Genomic DNA, 17,326 nt, shown 5'->3' on the forward strand with positions numbered 1-17,326 from the left:
GCGCCGCGTCGAAACGGCGCCCGGCTACGGCGGATTATTCCTCGGCGGCAGTTCTGGCCGGTTGCTGCTCCTGATGGTCGTCCGCTGCGCGTTGATTCCGTTCGGCAAAGTCTCGGTTATACGAGCGCGGCTGGCTGTGGGCCTCTCCGCTATCGACCGCAGGCGGTGCGCTATATTCGCCAACTTGCTGCGGCGCTTCGCCTTCCGCACCATTCAAGTTCGGTTCGCCACGTTTTTCGGCGCCGTTGCGCGGACCACGCCGGCGGCTACGACTGCGGCGGCTGCGCTCCCGGTCCGGGGCGCCTGGAGCTCGTTTTGCAGCGGCATCGACTCCGGATTCGAATTCGCCGCTTGCCGCTGCCGGTTTGGCTTCGTCGTTCAGGTTTGCGACGGCGTCCTGGCCGGCTGTTGCCGCTGGAGCCGGACGGCGGTTACCGTTGCGGCGGTTATTATTGCGGCCGGCGCCACGTTCACCGCGCTCGCCGCGGTCGCGGCGATTGTTGCGGCCGGGTTTGGCTTTGTCTTCGCCGCTTTTTTCGGCGGTCTCCGCGCTTTCGACGGTTTTACCGGCGCCGATCAGGCGTTGCCAGAAGCGTTGGATCAGACTTGCCGAAGTTTTCTTACTTTGTACCGGGGCCGGCGAGTCCGGCAGAAACTCCTTGATTGCGGCTTTTTCGGTTTTCGGACCCAGTTGTTTGGCGAACTCAGGAACCGTGATGTCCTCTTCCTTGATCTGCAGATGGCTGGCTTTCTCTTCGCTGTCGCCGGTGGCTTTGATGCGCTCGATGTCGTAAGCCGGCGTTTCCAGGTGCTTGCTCGGCAACACGATGATGCCGACTTGCAGCCGGGACTCGATCTCCTGAATCGAAGCGCGCTTTTCGTTGAGCAGGAAGGTGGCGCAATCGATCGGCAAGTGGGCGATGACGCGCTCGGTGCCTTTTTTCATCGCTTCTTCTTCAATCAAACGCAGCACGGCCAGCGTAACCGATTCGACGTTGCGGATCGTGCCCTGGCCTTTGCAGCGCGGGCAGGTCAATTGGGTCGAATCGCCCAAAGACGGCCGCAAGCGTTGGCGCGACATTTCCATCAAACCGAAGCGGGAGATGCGGCCGGTCTGAATGCGGGCGCGGTCGATTTTTAACGCGTCGCGCAGCCGGTTTTCCACTTCGCGCTGGTTTTTGTTGGACATCATGTCGATGAAGTCGATCACGAACAGGCCGCCCAAGTCGCGCAAGCGCAGTTGGCGGGCGATTTCGTCGGCGGCTTCCAGGTTGGTGTTCAGCGCGGTTTCCTCGATATCGCTGCCTTTGGTGGCGCGGGCCGAGTTGATGTCGATCGAAGTCAGCGCTTCGGTATGGTCGATCACGATCGAACCGCCGGACGGCAGCGAAACTTCGCGTTTGTAGGCCATCTCGATCTGGGTTTCGATCTGGTAGCGGCTGAACAGCGGCACGCTATCCTGGTACAGTTTGGCCTTGTGCAGATTGTGCGGCATCACCTGTTTCAGGAAGTTATGCACCAGCTTGTAGGCGCCTTCCTGGTCGATCAGGATTTCGTCGATGTCGCCGCGCAAATGGTCGCGCAGCGCGCGGATAATGACGTTGCTTTCCTGGAAAATCAGGAACGGTGCGGTTTGTTCCTGGCTGGAGCGGTCTATCGCTTCCCACAGTTGCAGCAGGTAGTTTAAATCCCACTGCAATTCTTCGACGTTTTTGTCGGAACCGGCGGTACGAATGATCAGGCCCATGCTGTCCGGGATTTCCAGAGCCGCCATCGTTTCGCGCAGTTCGCTGCGGTTTTCGCCTTCGATACGGCGGGAGATGCCGCCGGCTTTGGGGTTGTTCGGCATCAATACCAAATAGGTGCCGGCCAGACTGATGTAGGTCGTTAGCGCCGCGCCTTTGTTGCCGCGCTCTTCCTTTTCGATCTGAACGACGATTTCCTGGCCTTCGCGGATATTGCTTTTGCTGGAGGGCTTGCCTTCCTGACCGTCGCCGGTCCGGTATTCTGGAGCGATTTCCTTGAACGGCAGAAAGCCGTGTTTTTCGGCGCCGTAGTTGACGAAGGCGGCTTCGAGGCTGGGTTCTACCCGGGTGATGATGCCTTTGTAAATATTGGATTTTTTTTGTTCTTTCGATGGTACTTCGATGTCGAAATCGTAAAGTTTCTGGCCATCTACCAATGCCACCCGCAGCTCTTCGGGCTGCGTGGCGTTGATAAGCATTCTTTTCATTTAATTATCCTTATTGTTCTGTGTATCCTACCTAGAGCTTGAACAGGTCTCATTGTCGCGGATAAAGGCGGCTTGGTTCCCAATATGACTTTTAGTTGAGCGGCCGGACTGACTGAAAACTGCAAGGTATTGTAGTTATTGTCGCAGTGGGTATCGGCAATGCCGAGCGGGGCGCTTGAAAAGTGGGAGGTCTGTTGTACCGAACTCTACGCAAAGGATGCAGCTCGCTCATCATGGGTTGAGCGACAAAACCCGAAAAAATTCTTTAGTTAAGTCTGGCGCGGCGAAACAGCGCTAAAACCTATGGTTTTAAATTTTTATAGTCAAAGTCTATCCAAAGATAAACCAGCCTAATATAGCAATGTTTATTCGGGCCAGCAATTTTAAACATGGTCCCGGGATATGTTGCTATCATTTGCCGCATGAATACCGCAGCAGACCAGACTAATCCGCAAGTGCAATGGCTGGAAATTACCGAGGCGAACTACGAACAACGGCTCGATAATTTTCTGATCAGTTATCTCAAAGGCGTGCCGAAAACCCGAATTTACCGGATGGTCAGGAAGGGTGAGGTTCGGGTCAACAAAGGTCGCACCGATGTCAGTTACAAGTTGCAGTTGGGCGATATCGTGCGCATCCCGCCGGTGCGGGTCGCTGACAAAAAAGACGAAGTCATCGTCCAGCCCACCTTGAAGTTTAGCCTGGAAAACCACATTCTCTACGAAGACGACGGCTTCATCGTGCTGAATAAGCCTGCCGGATTTGCCGTACACGGCGGTAGCGGTGTCAGCTCCGGTGTGATCGAGGGTTTGCGCCAAATCCGCCCGCAACAAAAGTTTCTCGAGCTGGTGCATCGGCTGGACAAGGAGACTTCCGGTTGCTTGTTGATCGCGAAGAAACGCTCGGTATTGAAGGTATTGCATGAACTTTTTCGCGGCGACGGCATTCAGAAGACCTATCTGGCTTTGCTGGCCGGGCAATTTCAGCGCAAAAAGCAGCTGGTAGAGGTGCCGTTGCTGAAGAATGTCGCCCAAGGCGGCGAGCGAATGGTGGTCGTTAGCCAAGCGGGTAAGGCTGCGGAAACTTTATTCACCCGGCTAAAGCAATACCAGGATGCCACGCTGGTGCATGCGGCGCCGAAGACCGGCCGCACCCACCAGATTCGGGTGCATGCGGCTTGGTTGGGGCATCCGATAGTGGCGGACGACCGTTACGGAGACGACGAAACCAATAAAATGTTTAAAAAGCGCGGTTACAAGCGGCTGTTTTTACATGCCGAACAACTGCAGTTTGTCCATCCGCTAACCGGTAAACCTTTGCATTTCGTTGCACCGCTGCCAAGCGATTTGCAGCAATTGATCGACCATGAAAAACCGCTTTGATTTAATCATTTTTGATTGGGATGGTACCTTGATGGATTCGGTGGACTGGATAGTGCGCTGCATTCAACAGGCGGCTGAGATTTGCGGCTGCGACGTGCCGCCGGCACCGGCTATCAAGGATATTATCGGTTTAAGTATCGACAACGCGACTCTGCAGTTGTTTCCCGGTGCCGACGCCGCAACCCGGCAACGCTTGGCCGCTGTTTACAGCGAGGCTTTTTTCTCTCGGCAGATCAGCCCGGCAGATTTGTTTCCGGGTGTCGCCGATATGTTGGAGCGTCTGCGCGCCGGCGGCTTTCGTCTGGCGGTGGCTACCGGCAAGAAACGCGCCGGTCTGGATCAATCCATACGCGGTACCGGCGTAGCCGAGTTGTTTTGCACCACCCGCAGCTCGGACCAAACCGCATCGAAACCCGACCCGTTGATGGTGACCGAAATTCTGGCCGAACTCGGAATCGACCAGCAACGGGCCTTGCTGGTGGGCGATTCCGCGCACGACATGCAAATGGCGCTGAACGCCGGGATTGCCGCGGCGGGTGTTACTTGCGGCGCCCATTCCAGGGAAACGTTGCAGCAATACAATCCTTTGGTTTGTCTGGATTACCCGACGGATTTGCTTGAATTACTTTAGGAGGTCACGGTGGATACGAATCAACAGCATCCCGATAATTTGAACGAGGACGCTCCCGGCTGGGAAAAGGCGGTACTCGAGAAACTGGCGTTCGCCGCGATTGCCGAGCAAAAGACCGCGCGGCGCTGGGGCATATTCTTCAAATTGTTGACGTTCGCTTATTTGTCGGTGGCGCTGGGCGTGGTGTTGTATCCGCAGTTGAAACAAGAAGTCGAGGCCGGATCGGCGCAGCACGTGGCCATCGTCGATGTGCTCGGTCAGGTTGCCGAGGGCGAAGGCGCCGCGGCAGAAACCATTATCGAGGGTCTGCGCGATGCCGCCAAGGATAAAAATACCAAAGGCATTATCCTGAATATCAATTCGCCCGGCGGCAGTGCCGTGCAATCGGCTTATGTCTACGACGAAATCAGGCGCTTGAAAGCCCAGCATCCGCAATTGCCGATTTATTCCGTGGTCGGCGACATCTGCGCGTCGGGCGGGTATTACATTGCTTCGGCCAGCGACAAGATTTATGTCAATCAATCCAGCTTGATCGGATCGATTGGTGTCGTGATGAATGGTTTTGGTTTCAGCAATGTGTTGGAAAAATTGGGTGTGGAGCGGCGCTTATTGACCGCGGGCGAGCATAAAGCCATGCTCGATCCGTTCTCGCCGGTGAATGCGCAGGAAAGCAAGCACATGCAATCCTTGTTGAACCAAGTCCACCAGCAGTTTATCGAGGCAGTCAGGGCCGGACGCGGCGACCGTTTGAAAGAAACTCCGGAAATGTTTTCCGGATTGGTGTGGTCCGGCCAAGAGGGCGTGAAATTGGGTTTGGCCGACGGCTTTGGCAGCATCGATTCGGTAGTGCGCGAGCAATTCGGCACCGAGGAGACGGTCAATTTCACGCCGCACGAACGCTTGATCGATCGTTTGGCGGGCCGTTTCGGCGCCGCATTCGGCCACAGCATTGCTACTGCTCTGAACATTGGCGGCCTTCGCTAAGGACAAAGTTTATTTTTCGCCGCTTACTTGCCTATTCGCGGCGATTTAAGGATAATAGCCAGCTCTTCAGCTAGTCGCTGATGTTTTATGGTTACTGTGTCGGTCCTCTCGCAACGATACGCTGTAAACCCCGCCAGGTCCGGAAGGAAGCAACGGTAGCAGCGGATTCGTGTGCCGGGATGCGGCTGGCGCAGTAGCCGCCCAATCTCCTGCCGTCCCCGTTGCTAATGGCTTATCAGGTTCTTGCCAGAAAATGGCGTCCCAGCAACTTCACTCAGCTTGTCGGTCAGGAACACGTCAGCCAGTCGTTGATCCACGCTTTGCAACACCAGCGGCTTCATCACGCCTATCTGTTTACCGGTACCCGCGGCGTCGGTAAGACCACAGTCGCCAGGATCCTCGCCAAAGCGATCAACTGCGAAAATCTGCAAAACTTCAATCCTTGCGGCGCTTGCCCGGTCTGCCAGGCTTTCGAACAAGGTCGGTTCATGGACTTGATCGAAGTCGATGCCGCCTCTCGCACCAAGGTCGAAGATACCCGCGATCTGCTGGATAACGCCCAATACGCGCCGAACCAGGGCCGCTACAAGGTTTATCTGATCGACGAAGTTCACATGCTGTCGGGGCACAGTTTCAATGCGCTGCTGAAAACGCTGGAGGAACCGCCGCCGCACGTCAAATTCCTGTTGGCCACCACAGATCCGCATAAGATTCCGATCACTGTGCTGTCGCGCTGTTTGCAGTTCAACTTAAAACGGCTGACCCCGGAGCAAATCGACCGGCAGATGCAATTCATCCTCGGCGAGGAAAATATCGCATTTGAAGCCCAGGCCCTGAAAATGTTGGCGCGAGCCGCCGACGGCAGTTTGCGCGACGCATTGAGTCTGTTGGACCAGGCCATCGTCTACGGCAGCGGTACGGTAACCGGCGAGGCTGTGCTGGGCATGCTCGGTGCCGTCGCCCAGCAACCGGTCGACGACATTCTATTGGCCTTGGCGGCCGGCGACGCCCGGCAAGTTTTGGCCAAGGTCGCAGACGTGGCGCAACTGACGCCGGACTTTGCCGAGATTTTGCAACAAATGTTGCGGGTATTGCATCGCGTTGCCATATTGCAGCAAGTGCCCGGCTTCGTCGATCACGAATTCGACAAGCAGTTGCTGGACGAACTGGCGAACCGGTTAACCCCGGAGGACGTGCAGTTGTACTATCAAATCGGCTTGACCGGCCAGCGCGACTTAGTGTTGGCGCCCGATCCGCGCAGCGGTTTCGAAATGACGCTATTGCGAATGCTGGCTTTTCGCCCGGCGGCGATGGAAAAGCCGACGCCGGTAACCGTTGCAGCAGCTCAAGCTCAGGTCGCGCCGAAAACGGCGGCCAGCGCCGAATCTTCGGTTGCAAGGGCGGAGTCGGTTGTCGAAACCGTCGCCGAGCCGGCGGCGGTGGCTGTCCCGGCCGCCTCACCAATTCCTGCCGCCGACGCCGGCAGTCGCTGGCGCGATATTATCGCCGCCTTGAATATCAGCGGTCGTACCCGTGAATTAGCCAATAATTGCGTGCTGGACAGTATTGACGACACCAGTTGCCGTTTATTGCTGGATCCGGGGTTTCATCAAGTCGGCAGCAGGGCCGAGGACAATCTGCGCTTGGCGTTGCAAAATTATTACGGTAAACCGTTGAAATTGGTTATCACCCAGCAGGCGGCAACGCAGATGACACCTGCGGTGGAGATACAGAAGGCCCGGGAAGACCGGCAACAGGCGGCGGTAGACAATATCAACGCCGATCCTAATGTACAGGCATTAAAAGAAACGTTCGGAGCCAGAATTGTGCCTGGCAGCATCGAACCTCTGAATTGATTGGTTGGAGACGGAAATGAAAAACGCACTCGCGGGCATCATGCAGCAAGCCCAAAAAATGCAGGAAAATTTGAAAAAGGCCCAGGAAGAATTGGAGGCCATGGAGGTCCAGGGCGAGTCCGGCGGCGGCTTGGTGACGATCGTCATGACCGGTAAGCGCGAAGTCCGTAAAGTCAGCATCGATCCGTCCCTGGTTGGCGACGATAAGGATATGCTGGAAGATCTGGTGGCCGCGGCGATCAACGACGCGGTGCACAAGGTCGGCAAAATGAAGAAAGAGAAAATGGCCGACGTGACTGCCGGTATCCCTATTCCGCCCGGTTTCCAAATGCCGTTTTAACCTATGCAGAACCAGGGCTTGCTGAAAGAGTTGATTCAAAGCCTGTGTTGCTTGCCCGGCGTCGGGCCCAAATCGGCGCAGCGTATGGCTTTCCATTTGTTGCAGCGCAACCGCGAAGGCGGTTTACAACTCAGCAAGATTCTGGAACGGGCAATCAACCAGATTGGCCATTGCCGCGAATGTCGGACTTTGGCCGAAGCCGAGCTTTGCGAAGTCTGTGCCAATCCGCTACGCGACGCCGAAACCTTATGCGTGGTCGAGAGCCCGGCCGATGTTTGGGTGGTGGACCAGGCGACGACTTTCAAGGGTAAGTATTTCGTGTTGCACGGCCGCCTGTCGCCGTTGGACGGCATCGGTCCGGACCAGCTCGGCTTCGATCTGCTCGAACAGCGCATGGCGTCCGGCCAACTCAAGGAAATCATTCTGGCGACCAACTCGACGGTGGAGGGGCAGGCTACCGCGCATTTTATTGCCGACGTTGCCGCCAAATTCGGCGTGCGGGCCACCCGCATTGCCCACGGCGTACCGATGGGGGGGGAGCTGGAGTTTATCGACAGCGGTACTTTGGCGCACGCTTTCAACGGCCGGCGCGAACTTTAGGGAGCGACTATGAGCGATTGTTTGTTTTGCAAAATGGTGGCCGGCGAAATCAAGCCGGATGTGGTTTTCGAAGACGATCAAGTCCTGGCGTTTCGCGACTTGCATCCGCAGGCGCCGCTGCACGTGCTGGTCATTCCGAAGCGGCACATCGCCACGTTAAACGAACTGGACGACGCCGGACTGGGCGGGTATTTGTTGCAAACCGCCGCGAAGATCGCCAAAGACCTTGGTTATGCCGACAGCGGTTACCGAACTGTATTGAATTGCAACGCCGACGGCGGTCAGACCGTGTTTCACCTTCACCTGCACCTGCTGGCCGGCCGACCAATGCACTGGCCGCCGGGTTAGATAGCCTGCAAGCCGCTGGGGGCTTTAAGCGTTTATTGCGTTTCCAGCCAAGCTTTTATTTCCAGCGGCGTCATTGCCTTCCCGCCGAGATTATTCATAAAGTAATCGAAATAGCGGCGGCATTTTTCCAGGAAACGTTCCAGGTCGGCAGAGTTTTTCACATAAGGCGTGCCGCCGGGCATGACTGACGGGGAATGGAAGCTGAATACAAAAATCCGCACCCCGTCGCCCAACAGCGCCTGTGTCAGGCGACGCATTTCCGGTTCGCTATAATCTTCCGGCGAAAGGCGAATCCGTTCCAACATTCGCAGGCGTGCAACCACGCCGGAAACGCGCGTTTTTCGCAGCCAGGGCTGGGTCAGTTGCCGATACAGCGGTGTGCCGCCGTCACGTAAATAACCGACATAGCCCCCGGAGCCCGGTAAACCGAGCAGGCGCCGTTGGCGGCCGAACCAGAACGGATCGCTGCTGAAGTCGGAATAATCCGGGCCGCCGTCGCCGCTATAGTCGATCGATGCCGCAACGCTGATATCGACCTCATAACCCAAATCTTCCAATATATCCGCTGTGTTGGGGCCGAAACCATAGCGGCCGGCCAAATAAGTCAACGGACGGCTGCCGAACGAAGCTGTGATTTGTTCGGTGAGCAGCCTGAGTTTTTCCCTTTCCAAATCGGCGGTTAAATTGCCGGGATAGGAGTTGCGGGCATTGATTTCTTCGTCGAACGGCGGCGATACCCACGGATGCAGATGGGCGCCGATCAGCGCCCTAGCGCTGTCGGCATAGGCCTTCAAAGCAGCGACGGCCTCGGGTTTGGAGGCAATCGGATAGTCGATGACGTAATTGGGCACGATGCCGAAGCTATCGAACACGTTTTGCGCCCGATCGATATATTGCATGTGGCTAACGCCGGTAGCGTTGCGGTCGTAAGGCTTGCTCCAATCGAATTCTTCCTCGGTGTGGATGACGACCGATAAAATCGGGCGGGTCGCTGGATCAGGCTTGATTAAAGTGCGCTCGATCATAGGTCTAAGGCCACCAGTTCGGAATAGAAATTACTGATATCGGCCGCTGTCAGCGTGTCGCTGCGATATACCTTGTTTCGGTAGCCGGCCAACTCTATCGCTAAAGAAGGTACTTTCGGCAACAAACGCGATTCGACGCGGGTGTAAAAACGGCCTTGCCAGAACAGATGACTGCCCAGCGTGTGCCGGTAGCGTAAAAATAATTCGGCGTCGCTGAAACCTAAGATCATGGCACCGTTCACGCCTTTCAAGCGACTCGGTTTCCAGGCTATATGGCAATAAGCGCCGGGCTTACCGACTGCTGCATGTTGCAACCACGACAAATGGCGATGTTCCGCAAACACTTTGCCGGCGTCGGCCGGCAGCACGTTGGCAATCGTTTCGTGATCGCTAATGACCTTCACGCCGGCGATTGCCGAAAACGGCCAAGGAAAATTCGGCCAAATCGCATGGCGTTCGTTCATCGGCTTGAATTTCAGAAACTGCAAGGTCTTGGAAACCACCTCGGTCGGAGTCAGATCGGTGAAGTGGAAGCCCGGTTGCGATACCACCGCCATGGCTAAACGCATGCTTTGCGCCCGATACGCCTCCAGCACGCACCAGCTGGTAATGTTGCAAAAACGCTCTGCCTGGCCGCGGATAATGCGTTCGGCGTAAATGGCGCCGATGCCGCCGACGATTTTGCCGTTGTCGCGGATTACAAATCCGTTATTCGGCTTTTCCGAAATCCAATTTTGCTGAAAGGCTTGCGCCCATTGCTCGGCGCTGCGCTCGTTACTCAAATTTTCGGTCAGGAATTGGCAAAACGGCAGCAGATCGCCGTCTTCGATCGGTTCGATGGTCGGCAATGCCATGCGTATCGCCTCAGGTGAAGTTGAAGGGGCTTAACGGTTAGCCTTGTTTCCGCGCCAACAGAAAATCGGTCATAGCGTTGATCGAACCAAGATTATCGATGTTCATTTCTTCCTGCTTGATGCGAATATCGTAAGTCGCTTCGAACCAGACCACCAATTCCAGAATAGCACCGGAATCGAGAAAGCCGGTGGCCGGCAGAATGTCGTCGTCGGTTACCCCGCTGGCATCCATGCCCAGCGGTTCGGCAAGTTCGATGACTTTGGCGCGGAGCGCGGCTTTGATGTCGTCTGGATTCAGGCTCATGCGGTTATTCTCGTAGGAGTTAGGGTTATTTGGGCGGTTGCGACAAGGCCTGCAAGACTTGGGCGACGTCGAAGCCGGTTAGCACGCGGTGGTCGTAGCTGGCGGCCAACACGGCGTGGCCGGCATTTTTCGGCGCAGCGTGGGCGACGATCAAAGAAGTTTGCGGCGGCAGAATTGGAATATGGCGGCTGACATTCCAGCGCGCCATGCTGGAAAACGACAAGGTTGCGCCGGATGCCTCCTGGGGCGGTAACTTGTGGCCCATGGCATGGCGTTGAATTTCGCCCAGGGCGCTGATGAATTGGGCGGTATCCATGTCTTGAGTGTCGCGGACCACGGTCAAATACAGCATCGTGCCGGCCTGGACCGTAAAGCCCAAATTGACCGGTTGGTATTGGTAGCGTTGGCCGTTGACGATCGTGGAGTTGATGGCCGGGCGTTCGCGGCCGAGCTGGGCCAGCCGGAAGGCCATCAACGGCAACAGCGGCGACAACATCAATTTGTGTTCGGCGGCATAGGCGGCGGCATAGTCTTCCCACGGCTTGGGATCGTATTCCATTTCGATATAGCCGGCCGCGGCATGGTCGCGATGCCAGCTGACCGCATGTAGCATGCCGGCCGCTTCCGAGGATAACGCCACCAATTCGCCGTTGACCGCCGGCATCTGTTCCTGGCGAGCGACTGGCGTCGCACCGGCGGCTGGGGTAATGCTTTTGCCGCTCCGAGCCAGCCAAGCTTCGATGTCCGCGACCGACAAGCGGTCGCCACTGGCCGGTATGCCGGCTGAGTCGAGGCCGAGCTTTTTCAATAGCGCGCGGGCTTTGGCGGTTGGCTGAAGGGATATGCCATCCGGCGCGACCGATTCCTGCTTCTGATCGGGGATCGGCTCATCCGCCGATTCGCCCAACCAAAACAGGACAGAGCCGACCCGGGCTTTTTCCTTTTCGATGGCGTCGATTCTCAACACATAACCGTCTTGCTCCGCCACGACGTCGATCATCGACTTGTCGGTTTCGACGGTGGCGACGATATCGCCGCTGTTGACGTACTGTCCCGGTTTGACGTCGATGCTGACGACGTCGACGAATTCGTCGTTGATATTGACGCAAGGGACGGTCTGGTAGCTGGCCATGGCAATCCTTAGAAAAGGTCGAGAATTTGGGCGATGATGGATTGTTCGTCGGGAATGATGCTTTTTTCCAGGCTGCGCGCCGAGGCAATCGGCACCGGCGGCGTGCCGATGCGGACTAACTGGCCGCTAAAACCGGATTCGAGCAACGCGGCAGCGATTTCGGCGCTGACACCGAAGTCGTGATGCGACTCTTCGACGATCACCACGATAGGCCGCTCCAGCAGATGGCCGATCATCGATGCTCGCGGCAGTGGCGAGAGTAAGGCCGGGGCGACGATTTCGACCGCCAGTTCCTCTTCGCTTTCCAGGCGCTGGGCCACGGTTTCGGCGATCGGCAGCATGCCACCGTAGGCCACCAGCGTGACATCGGGTTCGCCGGCGCCGCGTCGCAGGGTCGGAAATAACGCCACCGCGACGTCGTCCGCTGCCGGTATTGCCGTGTAATCGGCACTATCCAGCTTTTCGCCGTACAGTAATTTGTGTTCCAGAAACAGCGCCGGATACGGCCAGCGTTGCACGGCATTACTCAGCAAGCCCGCAACATCGTGGCGATGGCTGGGGTAGACCACGGTCAAACCTGGGACCGCAGTAAACAGATGCTCCGGGCTTTGGCTATGGGTCGGACCGTAGCCGCGCCGGCCGCCGCAGGGGGTACGTATCACCAACGGCACCGAGACGTCCGGAAACATGCCGGGAAATTTGACAGCATGGTTCAGCAGTTGATCCATGCACAGAGTCAGGAAATCGGCGAACATGATTTCCACGATCGGCAGATAGCCATCCAGCGCCAAACCGATCGCCGCGCCGGTAATGCCGGCTTCGCTGATCGGCGTCGAAATCACCCGGCCGGGAAAATCGGTCGATAAACCTTGGGTAACCTTGAAGGCGCCGCCGTAAGGATCGTGCAAATCTTCGCCGATCACCAAAATGCGTTTATCGGAACCGAGCAAATGGCGCAGCGCGCTGTTGATGGCTTGGCGGACGTTGCTGCCGGGCGGCACATCGACTGCAGCTAAGTTTGTCGCTGGCAGCGGTAAATCGAAGATATGCGCCGGCGTTTCGCTGAGTGTCGCCTCCGGAGAGGCATCGGCCGCTTGGCGCACGGCTTCTATAAATTGGCGATTATTTAATTCGATGGTGTTCCGGACGTCTTCCGGGAGGAGCCGCCCGAGCGCCGCCAGCGGGTCGCGCTTGCGTATTTGCTCCAGCTCATCGGGATCGCGCAGATCGTCGCCCTTGCTGTGCGGCCCCATGCGGCGAGTGTCGATGACCAGAAAGCCGGGGCTGTGTCGGCCGCGAACCGTTTTGACGACTTCGTCGACTTTCACCAAAAACTCAGGATCGTCGTCGGCCAAGCGCCAAGTCGGTAAGCCAAACGCGGTGCCGCGCGCCTCAATGTCGCCGCCCAAGGTGTGGCTACTGACCGTGGTTTGGGCGATGCCGTTATTTTCGACGACCACCAATAACGGCGCATTCCACACCGAAGCGAGATTCATCGCTTCATAAACCAAGCCCTGGCCCAGCGTGCCGTCGCCGATAATCGCTGCGACGATGCCGCCGCTGTTATGCAGCTTGCGCGCCAAAGCCAAGCCGGCACCGATACCCAGCATGCCGCCTTGCACGCCGTTGCTGTGAAAATGCCGGTGCACCAAGTGCTGGCTGCCGCCCCAACCGCCGCAGGCGCCGGCTTCGCGGCCCATGATCTCGGCGACCAAGCCGACGAATTCGCCGGAATAGGTCAGAAAGTGGCCGTGGTTGCGGTGGTTGGAAAGCACGGCGTCGTCGGGATGGTTCAGTGCGCGGACGACCGACAACGCCGCCAACTCCTGGCCGATACAGGTGTGGGTGGTGCCGGAAACCAGGCCGCGGGAAAATTGGTCCAGAACCAGCTGCTCGGTCAGACGGATCAAATGGCCGTAACGGTAAATGCTTTCCGGGTCTAGCGCTATTTGCGGTTTGCCGTTGTCGTCTCTAGCCCAGGCCAGAAGTGCCTGATCGTTTGATTGTTGGCTGATTTCCATGTGCTGGTTCCAGGCGCTCGGGACGGCTCGGGTTAAAAACGCTAATTTACGCTAAGGCCGGGCTGGCGCGCAAGCGGCGAGACACTAGTCCGCAGAGCGCGAACGGGCTCCATTGCCACTACTACAAGCGATTGCCGGGTGGCATTTTTTCCCGCAATTTCAAATAACGCTGGTAGCGGCTGGCGGATATCGCGCCGGCTTCGGCGGCGGCCCGGACCGCACAATCCTTGTCGCCGGCATGGCGGCAATCGTTGAATTTGCAGTTGCCGATGTACGGCTGGAATTCGCGGTAGCCCCACGCCAGCTGCGCTTCGGACAAGCCGGCCAAACCGAAGATGGCCACGCCGGGACTGTCGATCAAATCGCCGCCGTCGGGCAGATGGTACAAAGTAGCCGCGGTCGTGGTGTGGCGGCCGTGGCGCGTCGTTGCCGACACGCTATTGGTCCGCAGCGTTCTATCGGGTATCAATGCGTTGGTCAGCGAGGATTTGCCTACGCCGGATTGGCCGGCGAACATTGCGGTTTGGCCGCACAGCAGGTGTTTCAATTCGTCCAGGCCGGATTGCTGTTTGGCGCTGACCCGATGCAGCCGGTAACCCAGGCTCTCGTATATTTTCAGTTCGTCCAAAATCGGCACACTACAGGGAATGTCGATCTTGTTGAATACCAGCGCGGCGTCGATATTGCAGTTTTCGCAAATCGCCAGATATTGGTCCAACAACAAGAAATCGCACTCGGGTTCGGCGGCAAATACGACAAAAATGGTATCCAGATTGGCGGCCACCGGTCGGACCTGGTCGCCGCGGCTGGGGCGTTGCAATACCGAGCGGCGCGGCAGGATTTGTTCGATGCGGCCTTGTTCCGGGCCGGATAGGGACAGCAGGACTTGGTCGCCGACGACGACGGTGTCCAGTTTGCGCAGGGTTTGGCACAGCACGGTCTGTTCCCCGACCTCGACGGCGATGCCTTTGCCGAGGTGGGAAACGACCAAGCCTTGCTGCAGCTCGGCCATCAAGCGGACTGCATTTTTTCTTCGATGTGGGCGATGCGGATCGCAGCTGGCGGATGGCTGTAATGGAAGGCCGAATACAACGGGTCTGGGGTGAGCGTGCTGGCGTTTTCCTCATAAAGCTTGACCAGGCCGCTGATCATCTTTTTACCCTGGGCGTTGCGGGTGGCGAAATCGTCGGCTTCGAATTCGAACTTGCGTTGGAAATAGGCGCTGATCGGTTGCATGAAGGTGGTGAACACCGGCGAAACCAGCATGAACAGCAACAAGGCCGCGGCGTTGGAATGGGTACTGACACCCAAGCCGTCGAAGAACCAATCCTGGGTAATCAGCCAGCCCAACACCGCAAAACTGATCAGCGTCATGACCGACGAGGCCGCCAACATTTTGATCGTGTGCTTGCATTTGAAATGGCCCAGTTCGTGCGCCAGCACCGCCTCCAATTCTTCTTCGTCCAGCGAATTGACTAGGGTATCGAAAAACACGATGCGCTTGTTGTTACCCAAGCCGGTGAAATAGGCGTTGCCGTGGCCGGAGCGGCGCGAGCCGTCCATAATGAAAATGCCGTTGCTGCTGAAGCCGCAACGTTCCAGCAAGCCCTGAATCCTTTGCTTTAACGAGCCTTCCTGCATCGGTTCGAATTTATTGAACAACGGCGCGATCAGCGTCGGAAACAGCCAGCTCATCAGCAATGAAAAACCCATCAGAATCGCCCAGGCGTACAGCCACCACAGGCTGCCGATGCTATCCATGACCCAGAGGATCAGCGCCAGGATCGGCAGGCCGATAACCAGCGTCAGACCAAGGGACAACAGTTGGTCTTTGGCGAATTGCGGAATGGTGTTTTTGTTGAAACCGAATTTTTCTTCGATGACGAAGGTTTGGTACAAACTGAACGGGATCTCGACCACCGTCATCAGTAAAAAGATGCTGGCCATCGCCGCCAAATCGGCGGCCAACGGCGACAGTTCGAAGGTGGACCAGAAGTCGAACACCAGACTGATGCCGCCGCCCAGGGTCAGCGCCAACAGAAATACCATGCCCACCACACTGTCGACATCGTGCAACTTGCCTTTTTCAATGGTGTAATCGGCGGCTTTTTGGTGAGCGGCCAACGTGACCCTATCCCGGAACGCTGCGGGTACTTGGTCCCGGTGTTGCAAAACATGGTGTTTTTGGCGTCTGGCAAGCCAGAATTGGGTGCCGTAGGAAAGGACGAAAGCTGCTAAAAATATGCCGGTAAACGTGTTCATCAAGCCAATTCGGGTGGGGTTAACAATTAGCGGTACAGATTAGCTAATGCTACAATCCGCCGCAACATTATTAATAACATAGAAACGCAATGGCTCAAGATAAGGACAATCTGATCTGGATCGATTTGGAAATGACCGGCTTGGATCCCGATAACGATTTGATCATTGAAATTGCCACCGTGGTCACCGACAAGAATCTGAACATCCTGGCCGAAGGCCCGGTCATGGCGGTACACCAGTCCGATGCGGCGCTGGCGGCAATGGACGAATGGAACCAGCAGCACCACGGCCAGTCCGGTTTGATCCAAAGGGTCAAGGATTCCGATATCGATGCCGCCGAAGCCGAACTGCGCACGCTGGATTTCCTGCAGCAATGGCTGCCGGCCAGAACCTCGCCGATGTGCGGCAACAGCATTTGCCAGGACCGGCGGTTTTTGTACCGTTACATGCCCAAGCTGGAGGCGTTTTTCCACTACCGGAATCTGGATGTTTCCACCGTCAAGGAACTGGCCGCGCGTTGGGCTCCGCAGATCAAGGACGGATTCAACAAACAGGCTTCGCATAAAGCGCTCGACGACATCATCGAGTCGATCGACGAGCTGCGTTATTACCGGGAAACTTTCTTCAAGTTCTGATGCTGCAACTATTTGCCGTCGCGTTGGGCGGCGCCATCGGTTCCCTGTTGCGCTATCTGGCCTCCAGTGGTGTTTACTTGTGGTTGGGACGCGGGTTTCCCTACGGCACGCTGACGGTCAATCTGATTGGGTCGTTCCTGATCGGCTTGATGACGGAAGCTTTGATTCTGCAACGCTTGGCGATCGCATTGGAATACCGCACGGCGATTTTGGCCGGCGTGATGGGCGGCTTCACGACCTTTTCCAGTTTTTCGCTGGAAACGTTTTTTCTGCTGGAACAAGGCCAAATCGGCAAGGCCGGGTTGAATATCGCGGTCAGCGTCCTCGGTTGCCTGCTGGCGGTCTGGGCCGGCCTGTCGTTGGGCAAGGGGCTGTTTTTCTACGGCCAAGGTGCCGTGCGTATCGGCGATTGGCCTTATCCCTACGCGCTGACTTTGGTGAACGGCATCGGCGCCTTCCTGATCGGTATCGTCGCCACAGTATTGCTGCATAAACTCGAAATTTCCATCGAACACCGGGCTATTTTGGTAACGCTGCTGATCGGCGTATTCCTGACGCTGTCCGGTTTGTATTTGATTCTGTATCTGCTGGAAAGCGGACATTCGTTCGAATCGCATATCGACGCCATGTTAACGGTATTTCTCGGCAACCTTGTGTTCTGCGGTGGCGCATTGTGGTTCGGCTTGTGGCTGGGCAAGCAGGTATAACCGCCGTTTTTT

At 56.9% G+C, this 17,326-nt stretch carries 17 protein-coding genes and 1 other RNA gene; 10 read left to right on the forward strand and 8 right to left on the reverse strand.

The genetic code is table 11. The features are described 5' to 3' along the window. Positions 1-34: 34 nt before the first annotated feature. On the reverse strand, positions 35-2,233 hold the full coding sequence (locus NP603_RS05970) for an Rne/Rng family ribonuclease (protein WP_256610008.1): 2,199 nt from the start codon (positions 2,231-2,233) through the stop codon (positions 35-37). A gap of 422 nt (positions 2,234-2,655) precedes the next feature. Here NP603_RS05970 and rluC point away from each other — a divergent pair, with 422 nt between their 5' ends. The 8 genes from rluC (at position 2,656) to NP603_RS06010 (ending at position 8,374) form a co-directional block, all read left to right on the forward strand. Further along, positions 2,656-3,615 carry a 23S rRNA pseudouridine(955/2504/2580) synthase RluC gene (gene rluC, locus NP603_RS05975; RefSeq protein ID WP_256610009.1) on the forward strand — a complete coding sequence of 320 codons (960 nt, stop codon included), beginning with the start codon at positions 2,656-2,658 and terminating at the stop codon, positions 3,613-3,615. Next, positions 3,599-4,246 carry an HAD-IA family hydrolase gene (locus NP603_RS05980; RefSeq protein ID WP_256610010.1) on the forward strand — a complete coding sequence of 216 codons (648 nt, stop codon included), beginning with the start codon at positions 3,599-3,601 and terminating at the stop codon, positions 4,244-4,246. Before rluC ends, NP603_RS05980 begins: the two co-directional genes overlap by 17 nt. Before the next feature lie 9 nt (positions 4,247-4,255). Continuing rightward, positions 4,256-5,230 carry a signal peptide peptidase SppA gene (gene sppA, locus NP603_RS05985; protein ID WP_256610011.1) on the forward strand — a complete coding sequence of 325 codons (975 nt, stop codon included), beginning with the start codon at positions 4,256-4,258 and terminating at the stop codon, positions 5,228-5,230. A gap of 97 nt (positions 5,231-5,327) precedes the next feature. Continuing rightward, positions 5,328-5,424: signal recognition particle sRNA small type (gene ffs, locus NP603_RS05990), an RNA gene on the forward strand. A gap of 33 nt (positions 5,425-5,457) precedes the next feature. Then, positions 5,458-7,086, forward strand: a complete 1,629-nt coding sequence (dnaX, locus tag NP603_RS05995) for a DNA polymerase III subunit gamma/tau (protein WP_256610012.1) — start codon at positions 5,458-5,460, stop codon at positions 7,084-7,086. 16 nt (positions 7,087-7,102) lie between these two features. Next, complete coding sequence (locus NP603_RS06000) at positions 7,103-7,426, forward strand: YbaB/EbfC family nucleoid-associated protein (RefSeq protein ID WP_256610013.1); 324 nt, start codon at positions 7,103-7,105, stop codon at positions 7,424-7,426. 3 nt (positions 7,427-7,429) lie between these two features. Then, positions 7,430-8,026, forward strand: a complete 597-nt coding sequence (gene recR / locus NP603_RS06005; protein ID WP_256610014.1) for a recombination mediator RecR — start codon at positions 7,430-7,432, stop codon at positions 8,024-8,026. A 9-nt stretch (positions 8,027-8,035) separates the two neighbouring features. Beyond that, positions 8,036-8,374 carry a histidine triad nucleotide-binding protein gene (locus tag NP603_RS06010; RefSeq protein ID WP_256610015.1) on the forward strand — a complete coding sequence of 113 codons (339 nt, stop codon included), beginning with the start codon at positions 8,036-8,038 and terminating at the stop codon, positions 8,372-8,374. A gap of 32 nt (positions 8,375-8,406) precedes the next feature. On the opposite strand, the gene NP603_RS06015 is transcribed toward NP603_RS06010, so the two are convergent. From NP603_RS06015 to NP603_RS06045, 7 genes are all read right to left on the reverse strand, one after another. Further along, positions 8,407-9,399 (reverse strand): polysaccharide deacetylase family protein, encoded by a 993-nt coding sequence (locus NP603_RS06015; RefSeq protein ID WP_256610016.1) that lies wholly within the window; start codon positions 9,397-9,399, stop codon positions 8,407-8,409. Next, entirely contained in the window at positions 9,396-10,253 is an 858-nt protein-coding gene (locus NP603_RS06020; protein WP_256610017.1) for a hypothetical protein, read from the reverse strand. Before NP603_RS06020 ends, NP603_RS06015 begins: the two co-directional genes overlap by 4 nt. 37 nt (positions 10,254-10,290) lie before the next feature. Next, positions 10,291-10,557: an acyl carrier protein gene (locus tag NP603_RS06025; protein ID WP_256610018.1), complete on the reverse strand. Its 267-nt coding sequence runs from the start codon at positions 10,555-10,557 to the stop codon at positions 10,291-10,293. Positions 10,558-10,582: 25 nt separating this feature from the next. Further along, a complete protein-coding gene (locus NP603_RS06030; protein ID WP_256610019.1) occupies positions 10,583-11,689 on the reverse strand; it encodes a 2-oxo acid dehydrogenase subunit E2 in 1,107 nt (368 codons plus the stop codon). 8 nt (positions 11,690-11,697) lie between these two features. Continuing rightward, a complete protein-coding gene (locus tag NP603_RS06035; protein ID WP_256610020.1) occupies positions 11,698-13,710 on the reverse strand; it encodes an alpha-ketoacid dehydrogenase subunit alpha/beta in 2,013 nt (670 codons plus the stop codon). 121 nt (positions 13,711-13,831) lie between these two features. Then, positions 13,832-14,722, reverse strand: a complete 891-nt coding sequence (gene rsgA / locus NP603_RS06040) for a ribosome small subunit-dependent GTPase A (RefSeq protein WP_256610021.1) — start codon at positions 14,720-14,722, stop codon at positions 13,832-13,834. Beyond that, complete coding sequence (locus NP603_RS06045; protein WP_256610022.1) at positions 14,722-15,972, reverse strand: M48 family metallopeptidase; 1,251 nt, start codon at positions 15,970-15,972, stop codon at positions 14,722-14,724. Before NP603_RS06045 ends, rsgA begins: the two co-directional genes overlap by 1 nt. Before the next feature lie 89 nt (positions 15,973-16,061). Between NP603_RS06045 and orn the strand changes: the two genes are divergently transcribed. Continuing rightward, a complete protein-coding gene (gene orn / locus NP603_RS06050) occupies positions 16,062-16,607 on the forward strand; it encodes an oligoribonuclease (protein ID WP_256610023.1) in 546 nt (181 codons plus the stop codon). Further along, a complete protein-coding gene (gene crcB, locus NP603_RS06055; protein ID WP_256610024.1) occupies positions 16,607-17,314 on the forward strand; it encodes a fluoride efflux transporter CrcB in 708 nt (235 codons plus the stop codon). Before orn ends, crcB begins: the two co-directional genes overlap by 1 nt. Positions 17,315-17,326 lie beyond the last annotated feature (12 nt).

This window comes from Methylomonas aurea, from assembly GCF_024505045.1.
Classification (GTDB): domain Bacteria; phylum Pseudomonadota; class Gammaproteobacteria; order Methylococcales; family Methylomonadaceae; genus Methylomonas; species Methylomonas aurea.